This is a genomic window from Paeniglutamicibacter sp. ORCA_105 (genome assembly GCF_045798545.1).
GTDB lineage: Bacteria > Actinomycetota > Actinomycetes > Actinomycetales > Micrococcaceae > Paeniglutamicibacter > Paeniglutamicibacter sulfureus.
On record NZ_JBIXLM010000001.1, the window covers coordinates 227,341 to 237,673 of the forward strand.

8 protein-coding genes are annotated in these 10,333 nt (G+C 64.0%); 1 reads left to right on the plus strand and 7 read right to left on the minus strand.

Annotated features, from left to right (window positions below; genetic code table 11):
- Window positions 1-189: 189 nt before the first annotated feature.
- The 7 genes from ACIPUB_RS01035 to pdhA all read right to left on the minus strand — a co-directional run bounded on the left by ACIPUB_RS01035 (window position 190) and on the right by pdhA (window position 9,382).
- Window positions 190-1,890 carry a dipeptide ABC transporter ATP-binding protein gene (locus tag ACIPUB_RS01035; protein ID WP_407605724.1) on the minus strand — a complete coding sequence of 567 codons (1,701 nt, stop codon included), beginning with the start codon at window positions 1,888-1,890 and terminating at the stop codon, window positions 190-192.
- Between the two features lie 4 nt (window positions 1,891-1,894).
- Window positions 1,895-2,881: an ABC transporter permease gene (locus tag ACIPUB_RS01040; RefSeq protein ID WP_264268593.1), complete on the minus strand. Its 987-nt coding sequence runs from the start codon at window positions 2,879-2,881 to the stop codon at window positions 1,895-1,897.
- Window positions 2,882-2,900: 19 nt separating this feature from the next.
- Window positions 2,901-3,827, minus strand: coding sequence for an ABC transporter permease (locus tag ACIPUB_RS01045; protein WP_264268097.1), 927 nt, complete (start codon window positions 3,825-3,827; stop codon window positions 2,901-2,903).
- Between the two features lie 165 nt (window positions 3,828-3,992).
- Window positions 3,993-5,639 carry an ABC transporter substrate-binding protein gene (locus ACIPUB_RS01050; protein ID WP_407605725.1) on the minus strand — a complete coding sequence of 549 codons (1,647 nt, stop codon included), beginning with the start codon at window positions 5,637-5,639 and terminating at the stop codon, window positions 3,993-3,995.
- A gap of 217 nt (window positions 5,640-5,856) precedes the next feature.
- Window positions 5,857-7,239 (minus strand): dihydrolipoamide acetyltransferase family protein, encoded by a 1,383-nt coding sequence (locus ACIPUB_RS01055; RefSeq protein ID WP_407605726.1) that lies wholly within the window; start codon window positions 7,237-7,239, stop codon window positions 5,857-5,859.
- An 8-nt stretch (window positions 7,240-7,247) separates the two neighbouring features.
- Entirely contained in the window at window positions 7,248-8,255 is a 1,008-nt protein-coding gene (locus tag ACIPUB_RS01060) for an alpha-ketoacid dehydrogenase subunit beta (protein ID WP_407605727.1), read from the minus strand.
- On the minus strand, window positions 8,252-9,382 hold the full coding sequence (gene pdhA, locus ACIPUB_RS01065) for a pyruvate dehydrogenase (acetyl-transferring) E1 component subunit alpha (RefSeq protein WP_407605728.1): 1,131 nt from the start codon (window positions 9,380-9,382) through the stop codon (window positions 8,252-8,254). The genes ACIPUB_RS01060 and pdhA overlap by 4 nt, the downstream gene beginning before the upstream one ends.
- Before the next feature lie 184 nt (window positions 9,383-9,566).
- Between pdhA and ACIPUB_RS01070 the strand changes: the two genes are divergently transcribed.
- A complete protein-coding gene (locus ACIPUB_RS01070) occupies window positions 9,567-10,082 on the plus strand; it encodes an Lrp/AsnC family transcriptional regulator (RefSeq protein ID WP_407605729.1) in 516 nt (171 codons plus the stop codon).
- Window positions 10,083-10,333: the final 251 nt, after the last annotated feature.

The window sequence follows — 10,333 nt, forward strand, 5'->3', positions numbered from 1 at the left end:
CAAGTAGGCGGCGGTGGTCCGCCTGGATTTATAACAGTTTGGAAACACGGCCGCAAACGGCGTTTCACGCCGTCCGGATCGGCTCGTTGCATGGGCAAAAAGGGTTAAGCGAAGGGAGGGGCGAACCTTCCGGTTCACCCCTCCACGCCGTATCTCCTACTGCCGAATTTTCACCAATTCCCCACTCAACTACAGGCTCAAGGTGGACCCCGGGATCGAGCGGAGCAGGTTGCTGGTGTACTCGCTCTGGGGGTTGTTGAACACCGCGTCCGTGGTGGAGTGCTCCACGATCTTGCCGTACTGCATCACGCAGACATCGTCGGCGATCTGCCGCACCACGGCCAGGTCGTGGGTAATGAACAAGTAGGTGAGGTTCAGCTCTTCCTGCAGCTTGTTCAACAGGTTCAGGATCTGCGCCTGCACCAACACGTCCAGGGCCGAGACGGCCTCGTCACAGATGATCACTTCCGGGTTCAACGCCAGGGCGCGCGCGATGGCAATGCGCTGTCGTTGCCCGCCGGAGAGTTCGTTGGGGAACCGGTGCATCGTGGACGAGGGCATCGATACATGTTCCAGCAGCTCCTTGACCCGTTTCTGCCGGGACTTGGCGTCACCGATTCCGTGGATCCTCAGCGGCTCCTCGATGGTGCGATAGATGCTGTACATCGGATCCAGGGAACCATAGGGGTCCTGGAAGATGGGCTGCACCCGTCGACGGAACTTGAAAAGATCGCGTTCGGACCGGTCGGTCATGTCCTGGCCGTCAAAGCTGATGGATCCGGAGGTGGGCTTCAACAGGCTTAGCACCATCTGGGCCACGGTGGACTTGCCCGAGCCGGACTCCCCCACGATCGCCGTGGTGGTGCCGCGCTTGACGGAGAAGGACACATTGTCCACCGCGGTGAAGTCCTCGCTGCGGCCCAGGCCCTTGCGGATCTTGAAGACCTTGGTCAGGTCCTTGATCTGCAGGACGTCGTCGTCGGTCATCTCATGCTCGGCCTTGACCACCGCGTTGACTTCCTCGGCGACCTCCGCCGGCTGCGACTGCAGCCGCTTGGAGGCCAGCGAGGGAGCCGCGGCAACGAGTCGCTGCGTGTAGGGATGGACCGGGTTGCGCAGGATTTCCAGGGCTGGCCCTGATTCAACGACCTGCCCCTTGTACATCACCACGATCTTCTCGGCACGCTCGGCCGCCAGGCCCAGGTCGTGGGTGATCAGCAGCACGGCGGTGCCCAGCTCGCTGGTCATGGTGTCCAGGTGGTCCAGGATCTGCTGCTGCACCGTCACGTCGAGGGCGCTGGTTGGTTCGTCGGCGATCAGCAGCCGCGGACGACAGGCCAGGCCGATGGCAATCAACGCGCGCTGGCGCATGCCGCCGGAGAACTCGTGCGGGTACTGCCCGGCTCGCTTTGCCGCATCGGGCAGCCCGGCATCCGAAAGCACCTGGGCAACGCGTTCCTTGGAGTTGCTTCCCGCCAAGCCGTTGGCCTTCAGGGTTTCCTGGACCTGGAAGCCGATCTTCCACACCGGGTTCAGGTTGGACATGGGGTCCTGGGGAACCATGCCGATCGAACTGCCGCGCAGCTCAATGATGCGCTTCTCGCTGGCGTGGGTGATGTCCTCGCCGTCAAAGATAATCTGGCCGGCGGTGACCTTGCCATTGCCCGGCAACAGCCCGATGGCCGACAGCGCGGTGGTGGATTTTCCGGAACCGGACTCCCCCACGATGGCCACGGTCTCGCCCGGCATCACCGTCAGGTGGGCCTTGCGCACGGCGTTGACCGGCCCCTCGGGGGTGGTGAAGGTGATGGCCAGGTCCCTGATTTCAAGCAGCGGAAGGTCGTCCCGCACCGAGTCGAACATGTTGGGTTTCTTCAATAATTCGCTCATGGTGCTAGCCCTTACGTGACTTTGGATCGAGTGCGTCGCGCACGGCGTCACCGAGCATGATGAAGCTCAACACCGTGATGGACAGGGCCAGTGCCGGCCACATGAGGATCTCCGGGTTGTTGCGCACCGAGATCTGCGCGGAGGCGATGTCATTGCCCCAGCTCATGATGCTCGGCGGCAACCCCAGGCCCAGGAACGACAGCGTCGCCTCGGCGACGATGTAGATGCCCAGCGAGATGGTCGAAACCACGATGACCGGTGCCAGGGAGTTCGGCACCACGTGCTTGACCAGGGTCTTGAACTTGGAAAGGCCCAGCGAGCGCGAGGCCATGACGTAGTCCGAGCTCTTGGCCTCAATGACAGCGCCGCGGGTGATGCGGGCCATTTGCGGCCAGCCGAAGATCGCCAAGGTGATGATGACGGTCCAGATGCTGCGGTTCTCCCTGAATGCCGGCAGCTGCATGATGATGATGGCGCCAAGGATCAGCGGCAAGGCAAAGAAGATGTCGGCCAGTCGGGCCAGTACCGCGTCGAGCCATCCGCCGTAGTAGCCGGCCAGGGCGCCGAGGATGCCGCCAAAGACGACCACCGCAATGGTTGTGAACAACCCGACCAGCACCGAGGCTTGGGCGCCGTACATGATGCGCGCATAGATGTCGCAGCCTTGGAACGTGAAGCCCAGCGGGTGCCCGGCCGAGGGACCCTGACGGGCAAAGGAGAGGCTGCAGGCTGTTGGACTGGTGCTGGTGAACAGCCCGGGGAAGGCGGCCACGGCAATCACCAGGAGGATGAGCAGGGCGGAAATGATGAACAGCGGCTGCGTGCGCAGCGAGCGCCAGGCCTGGGCCCACATACTCAGCGGCTGCGCTGTTTCGTCCACCTTGTCCACGGACTGCAGCGGGGTTTCCTCCAGCGGTGCCACATAGTGCTCGATGTGGCGGCTGGAGATCTTTCCGGCGCGGACGCGGGGAGCCTGCGTGGTCGGTTCGATGATTTCGGGAGTTGGATTCTCAGACAAGGCGGATCCTTGGGTCAAGCCACGCGTAGAGCAAATCAACGACGAGGTTAGCGATAACAAAAACAACTACGAGGACGCTGACGACTGCCACGACGGTTGGGGTTTCACCCTTGAGTACGGCCTGGTACACCAGATTGCCGATCCCCGGGACGTTGAAGATGCCCTCGGTGACGATGGCGCCGCCCATGAGGGTTCCGAGGTCGGCACCGAGGAAGGTGACCACCGGAATCAGCGAGTTGCGCAGAATGTGGACCATGATCACGCGGCGGCGGCTCAGGCCCTTCGCGGTTGCGGTGCGCACATAGTCTGCCTGCTTGTTCTCGATGATCGAGGTTCGGGTCAGTCGCAGCACGTAGGCCAGGGAGACCAGCCCGAGGACGGTAGCCGGCAATATCAGGTCACCCCATGGAGCCGTGGAACCGACGGTCGGTTTAGCCCAGTCGAGCTTCACCCCGACGATAAACTGCAGCACGAAACCCAGGACGAAGGTGGGTACGGCGATGACGATCAGCGAGGCAACCAGCACCGTGGAGTCAAAGAGCTTGCCTTTTTTCAGGCCAGCGATGACGCCGAAGATGATGCCGAAGAAGGCCTCGATGGCCAGGGCCATCACGGCCAGGCGCGCGGTCACGGGCATGGCCCGGGCAATGACGTCCGCCACTGGCTGGCCGGAGAAGGTCTGGCCCAGGTCGAAGGTCACCAGGTTCTTGAGGTACAGGAAATATTGGACCCAGAACGGCTGGTCCAGGTTGTACTGGGCACGCAGCGCTGATTCAACCGCGGGGCTCATCGGCTTGCCGCCGGACAGTGCGGCGATGGGATCGCCGGGGGTGGCAAAGACCAAGAAATACACCAGCAGGGTGGCCCCGAAGAATACCGGGATCAACTGCAGGAATCTCTTGAAGGTAAACATGATCATGGAACTGCCACCGTGGGTGTTGTGGGGGTGATCGAATCGATCAAGGGACTACTCCTTGTAAGGAAGTTCAGGTTGGCTGGCGGGGATGCTTTGCCGGTTGACGCAAGAAGGGGGACCCTAGGGCGGGTCCCCCTCTCTCACGTGGTGGATCAGCAGCGGGACGGGCTACTTGCCGACGATGGCGTTGTAGACCGGGACACCGTTCCATCCGAACTTCACATCGGAGACGCTTTCGCTCCAACCGCCCTGGACCGCCTGGTACCACAGCGGGATGACAGGCAGATCCTTGAGCAGGATCTCCTGGGACTCGTTGAAGATCTTGTTGCCTTCCTCGACGGAGGTGGCGGCAAGGCCCTCGGCCAGCTTCTGGTCGAATTCCTTGCTTGAGTAGTCGCCGTCGTTGGAACCGGCACCAGTGCCGTACAGCGGGCCAAGGAAGTTGTAGAGCGACGGGTAGTCAGCCTGCCAGCCGGCGCGCGAGGCGCCCTTGAGATCCTTGGAGACCACCAGTTCACGCATTTCCTTGAACGTCGGGATTGGGTTCAGCTCGGCCTTGATTCCCAGGGTGTTGGAAATCTGGTTGGCCATGGCCTCGATGTATTCCTTGTTGCCCGCACCATCGATGTTCGAGGTGATGGTGAAGGTTTTGTCGGCCGGCCAAGGATCGATCTTCTCCGCCTCGGCCCACAGTTCCTTGGCCTTCTCGGCGTTGAACGTCAGCACCTCGTTGCCCGGGAGGGCATCGGAGTAGCCGTCGAGCACCGGGGAGGTGAAGTCCTTCGCGACCTGCTTGCCACCGAAGAAAATGTTGTCAATGATCTCCTGGCGGTTGATGGACATCGAGATGGCCTGGCGGCGAAGCTGGCCGGCCTCGCCCTTGAACTCGGGGAGGTAGCTGGCGATCGTCATGGTGGCGTTGCCCGCGTAGGCCTGGTTGACCCAGCGGTCGCCGAGGTCGTCCTGGTAGTTCTGCAGCGCGCTCGGCGGGATCTGGTCCAGCACGTCCAGGTTGTTGGCCAACAGGTCTTGGTAGGCCGCATCGAAGGTGCTGTAGATCTTGAACGAGACGCCACCGTTGGCGGGGGTGCGCGGACCGGAGTAGTCGGCGTTGGGAACCAGGTCGATCTGGACGTTGTGCTTCCAACCGTCCTCGGCCAGCTTGTACGGGCCGTTGCCTGCGGGCTTTTCGCCGAAAGCCTTGGGATCCTCGAATGCGGCGGCCGGCAGCGGGTAGAAGGCGGTGTAGCCCAGGCGCAGCGGGAAGTCGGACTCGGCCCGCTTGAGTTCAACGGTGAAGGTGGTGTCGTCGACGACCTTCAGGCCCTCCATGGTGTCCGCGGTGGCACCCTCGGCGCTGACCGTGTCATAGCCCTTGATGGACTCGAAGAAGTACGAGTTCAGCTGGGCATTCTTGGCGGCTGCACCGAAGTTCCAGGCATCCACGAAGGACTTGGCCGTAACGGCCTCGCCGTTGGTGAACTTCTGCCCGGACTTGATCTTGATGGTGTAGTTCATGGCGTCGGTGGTCTCGATGGACTCTGCTAACTCATTGACCGGCTTGCCGTCGATGTCGTAGCTGACCAACCCGGTGAAGAGGAGGTCCATCACGCGTCCGCCGCCGACTTCGTTGGTGTTGGCCGGCAATAGACCGTTTTGCGGTTCGGTCGAGTTTGCCGTGATGACCTTCGCCGGGTCTCCGCCGGTGGTTTCGTCGGCTTCGTTTCCTCCGCCGCCGCCGCCGCCACAGGCGGTCAGGGTCAGGGCCAGGGCTGCGGAAAGCACAAGGGCCTTCGAGGTGCGGTTGTAACGCATTCTTTCTCCTCAACGAGTTTGTTGGTTGGCGTGGGTGCCTGTTTATGCACCGCCAAACCAGGGTGAGTCTCATCACTCACATGTGAGACTACTCATAAATCTCTGAAACAACTAATGAACGACTGCACTGAAACAGAATCTTAATGATTCTGCAACTTATGACTGGATGACATTTCACCTCATTCATTGTCGGGACCCTGACATCGACTAGTCCTCCCTACAACAAACCCATCAGCATCGACGGGTCTTCAAGGACCCGTCCAACTTCCGCCAGGAACCTGGCGCCTTGCTCCCCGTCGACCACGCGATGGTCAAAGGACAGTGAGAGCACCATGACCTGTCGCAGGGCAATCTCGTCCCGGTGTTCCCACGGCATCTTGCGTACCTGGCCCATGGCGAGGATTCCTGCCTGGCCCGGCGGCAGGATCGGGGTGCCTCCGTCCACGCCGAAGACACCCACATTGCTGATGCTGAAGGTCCCTCCACCGAGCTGGGCCGGGGTGATCCGTCCGTCCCGCGCCGCTGAAGTCAGTTCCCCGATTTCGTGTGCCAGCTCCGCAAGGTCCATGCCCTGGGCGCCGTGGACGACAGGAACCATCAGCCCGCGATCGGTCGCCGCGGCGATCCCGAGATTCACGTGACCGAACTCGACAATTTCGTTGTTTTCCCCATCCCAGTGCGAGTTCAGCGTGCGGTGCCGGGCCAGCGCGAGGGTGACCACCTTGGCCACCAGGGTGGTCACCGTGATCTTCACGTCGGAAAGCCGCGGCGAGGTGCGCAACCGCTCCAGCATTGCCATGGTCTCGGTGACATCCACGCTCAGGAATTCGGTCACGTGGGGAGCGGTGAAGGCGCTGGCCACCATGGCGGCGGCGGTGGCCTTGCGCACGCCCTTGATGGGGGTGCGTGTTTCGCCCCGGGTGCCGGCGGTTTCGCGCTGCGGTTCCGCCTCGACGCCCACGCCCTCCGAGGCACGCACGACATCCTCGCGCGTGATCAGCCCGTTGGTGCCGGTGCCCTTGAGCGAGACCAGGTCGATGTTGTGGTCCCGGGCGTATTTGCGCACCGGCGGGGTGGCCCGCAGGTGGCCGATCCCCCGCGGCACCTTGTCACCGGCATCAACCATCCGGAGCCCGGGATTCGGCGAGGCGGCTTTCGCCTCGGATGTCCCGCTGGCACCATGGCCGGCGGAAGCCGGAGCTGTGTGCGCCAGTTCCTGCATCGGTGTCTGCGCCTTGCGGGCCCGGCGCGTCGGATGTCCGCTGTTTTCGACGGCAGCTCCGTATCCCACCAGGGTCGGCTGCCGCTTGGCCGGCTCATCTCCCCCGTCCCGGGGCTCCCGCCCGGAAGTTCCGGAATGGTCGGGCACGTCGAAGGAAATGAGCGGGTTGCCGACCTCCACGACGGCGCCGACCTGCTCATAGACCTTTTTCACGACCCCGCTGAACGGAGAGGGAAGTTCCACGATCGCCTTGGCGGTCTCGACCTCGGCGATGACCTGGTTCAGTTCCACGGTGTCGCCCTCGGCAACGCGCCAGGACAGGATCTCGGATTCGGTCAGGCCCTCACCGAGGTCGGGCAGCTTGAAGAGTTTCTCCATGGTGGCGTTCATCCTTCCTCTCCCAGCAGGTCGCCGGTGCGTCGCATGGCCCTGTCGACCCCATCAAGGATCCGGTCGAGATCGGGAAGATGGTGGTGTTCCAGCTTCGAGGGCGGGTAGGGGATGTCGAATCCGGTGACCCGCACCGGGGCGTGGTCCAGGTGGTCGAAGCAGCGCTCGGTGAGGCTTGCGGCAAGCTCCGCGCCGATGCCGCCGAACTTGGAGGCCTCATGGGCGATGACCACCCGGCCGGTCTTGCGGACGGAAGCGGAAAGCGTGGCGAAGTCCACCGGTTCGATGCTGCGCAGGTCGATGACCTCGATGTCGATTCCCTCGTCTTGTGCCGCTGCCGCGGCATCCATGGCGGTTTTCACCAGCGGACCGTAGGCAATCAGCGTCAGGTCCGCTCCCTCGCGCACCACCTGCGCGCTGTAGAGCGAGCCGGGATCCGGCACCAGGTCCGTGTCAACCTCCCCGCGCACGTGGTAACGCCGCTTCGGTTCGAGGAAGATCACCGGGTCGTCGTCCGCGATCGCCTGCTGGAGCATGGTGTAGGCGTCCTGCGGGTTCGACGGCGAGACCACCCGAAGACCGGCGGTGTGGGCGAAGTAGGCCTCGGGCGATTCGGAGTGGTGCTCCGGGGAGCCGATGCCGCCGCCGAAGGGGATGCGGATGGTCACCGGCAGCTTGACGTTGCCGCGGGAACGGAAATGCATCTTGGCCAGCTGGGAGACGATCTGGTCGAAGGCCGGGTAGACGAAGCCGTCGAACTGGATTTCCACCACCGGGCGGTAGCCGCGGAATGCCAGGCCGATGGCGGTGCCGACGATTCCGGATTCGGCCAGCGGGGTGTCGATGACGCGGTGCTGGCCGAAGTCCTTCTGCAGTCCGTCGGTGATGCGGAAGACGCCGCCGAGCTTGCCGATGTCCTCGCCCATGAGCACGACCTTGGAATCGTGTTCCATGGCCGAACGCAAGGAAGTGTTCAGGGCCTGTGAGAAGGTGAGGGTTTTCATTTGGTTCCCTGCCCTTGGACGGCAAAGCCGGCGAGGTAGTTGGAGTAGTTCTCGCGTTGTTCCTCCAGCCCCGGATGGGGATGGCTGTAGACGTGGGCGAAGAGGTCGTCCACGGTGGGGTCCGGCATGGTGGTGATGGCCTCGCGCAGGCCGGCGGCCAGCTCGTCGGCCGCGGACTCGGAGCGCTTCTTCAGCTCCGCCAGGTCCGCGCCCAAGGTGTCCAGGTGCGCGGCGACCCTGTCCAGCGGGTCCTTCGCCGCCCATTCCTCCAGCTCCAGCGCATCGCGGTAGCGCGTGGGATCGTCCGCCGTGGTGTGGGCGCCCATCCGGTAGGTGACCGCCTCGATGAACGCCGGGCCGCTGCCGGTGCGCACGTGGGCCAGGGCCGCGCGGGTGGCCGCCATGACCGCAAGAACGTCATTGCCGTCGACCCGCCAGGTGGCCAGTCCAAAGCCGGCGGCGCGGTCGGCGATGTGCCCGGTGGTCTGTCTGGCGACGGGTTCGGAGATGGCCCAGTGGTTGTTCTGGCAGAAGAACACCAGCGGCGCCTGGTAGCTGGCGGCGAAGACCATGGCCTCGCTGACATCGCCCTGGCTGGTGGCCCCGTCCCCGAAGTACGTGATGGCCGCGTCGGTCGAGCCGTCGAACTTCAGTCCCATGGCGTAGCCGGCAGCGTGCAGGGTCTGCGCCCCGATGACGATCTGCTGGTTGGCCATGTTGACCTCGTAGGGGTTCCACCCGCTGGGAGCCGCCCCGCGCCACATGCGCAGCAGGTCGTGCGGGTTCACCCCGCGGCAATAGGCGACCCCGTGTTCGCGGTAGGAGGGGAAGATGAAGTCGTCGGTTTCCAGCGCGCGGCCGGATCCGATCTGCGCGGCTTCCTGGCCCAGCAGCGGGGCCCAGAGCCCCAGCTCGCCCTGGCGTTGCAAGGCGGTGCCTTCGGCATCCAGGCGGCGGATGCAGGCCATGTCGATGTACAGCTTTTCCAGCGCGGGAACATCGATGTCACCGACCCATTCATCGAGTTCGGGGCACGGGTGGCGGGTGCCGTCGGGGGAAATCACCTGGAGGTAGGTATCGGGGCCCTCGGGGGCCGTCGGGTCAAACGTGGGGGACACGGTCAGCATCCTTTGCGTCGATGGCGAATCAGGATCGGCATTCCGGTGGGACGTGCCGTTCCTGCGGGTGCGGCCTCATCGCCGCCACCTACCTGTGATGCTACTCACGTTATGCAGGGCGCACAATCCTTGCCCGGCCGATTGCGCAGCTTGCACTATTCGCAGAGGTCACACGGTGCTAATCTTGCGCATTATGCAGCAACTTGATGCCACCGACCTGCGGATCCTATCGGCCCTGTGCCACCGCCCCAAGGCCAGCGCCGTGGCGCTGGCCACCGAACTGGGACTCAGCCGCAACACCGTCCAGGCCCGCTTGGTGCGACTGGAATCCAACGGCGCGCTGCTGCCCTTCGAACAGCGAGTGAACCCGGCTGCCCTCGGCTTCCCGCTGGTCAGCTTCGTGCACATCCACGTGCGCCAGCGCTTGCTGGGCACCATCGTGGAACGGCTGCGCGCGATCCCGGAAATCATCGAGGCGCACGGGGTGACCGGGTCCGCCGACATCCTGGCGCGCGTGGTGGCGGACAGTGCGGAGGAGCTCTTCCGCGTCAACGGCCAGATCCTGGCCATCGAGGGAGTGGAACGTGCCGACACCTCGCTGTCGATGGCCGAGCTGATTCCGCACCGCACCACCGCCCTGATCCAGATGCGCCTGGCCTCCGGCCCTGGGACCAGGTCCGCGGGGAACGACCCGGACGCCGACGACTGATCGACGGCTTCCCGACCATCAACGGCAGCTTGGCGGTACTTCCCCGTATATGCCGTCCACCGGCGATGAAGCCAGCCCAATCGCCGCCGGCCCGTATTCCCCTGCCTCGCCAACGACGGAATGGCGAGATATGGCAACGACCCGCTTTTGCCCCCGGCGGGTGCCGGGCCAGCGATCTTCGTGGCATGACAAAGGCGGCGCCGTCTCCCTATGGGGGAAGGAAACGACGCCGCCCATGTGCCTCGGTGGGG